This is a genomic window from Kitasatospora sp. DSM 101779, from assembly GCF_025655475.1.
Taxonomy (GTDB): Bacteria; Actinomycetota; Actinomycetes; order Streptomycetales; family Streptomycetaceae; genus Kitasatospora.
Map to the genome: position 1 here is coordinate 3,169,365 of NZ_JAHTIK010000001.1, position 837 is coordinate 3,170,201.

An 837-nucleotide genomic window follows, 5' to 3' on the forward strand; every position below is an offset into this window, starting at 1 on the left:
GGCGAGGTCGCCGCGCTGCGGTCCGAGGCCGAGGCCGCCGCGCAGGCGCTGCGCGCCGAGGCCGAGGAGCGCGGCCGCGCCGACGGCGCGAAGGACGCCGCCGTCCACCTCGCCAAGGCCGCCCGCAGGGCCGAGGAGGTGCTCGCCCGGGCCACCCGGGACGCCGACACCACCCGCGAGGAGGCCGCGACCGAGGCCGACCGGCTGCGCGCCGAGGCCGCCGCCGAGGCCGACCGGCTGCGCGAGCAGGCGATGGCCGCCGTCGAGGAGGCGCAGAACGCCGCGCTCGACGACGCCGCCTCGATCCGCGAGCAGATGGAGCGGATGCACGAGGAGGCCGCCCGGCTGCGCGCCGAGGCGGAGGAGCTGCGCGCCCAGGCCGCCGCCGAGGCCGACCGGGTCCGCGGCGACGCCCGCCGCCAGGCCGTCGTGCAGATCGAGGAGTCCGCCAAGAGCGCCGAGGAACTGCTCACCCGCGCCAAGAAGGACGCGGACGAGCTGCGCGCCGGCGCCGCCACCGAGACCGAGCGGCTGCGCGCCGAGGCGAAGGACCAGGCGCTCGCCACCCAGGGCCGCGCCGAGCAGACCCTGGCCCGGGCCCGCACCGAGGCCGAGAAGCTCCTCGACGCCGCCGACCGGGAGGCCAAGGAGGCGCTGGCCGCCGCCCGCGCCGCGGCCGCCGACACCCGGACCACCGCCGAACGGGAGGCCGCCGACCTGCGCCGCGCCGCGGCCGAGGACGTGCAGCGGATGCGCGCCGACGCCGAGGAGGCCGCGCAGGCCCGCCGGGCGGAGGCCGAGGAGGCTGCCGAGGGCGTCCGCCGCGAGGCCTCCGAC

The 837-nt window shown here is 80.8% G+C and carries 1 pseudogene; it reads left to right on the forward strand.

The features are described 5' to 3' along the window. Positions 1–837 (forward strand): annotated as a pseudogene (locus KSNIM_RS14415) (hypothetical protein); the annotation flags it as partial.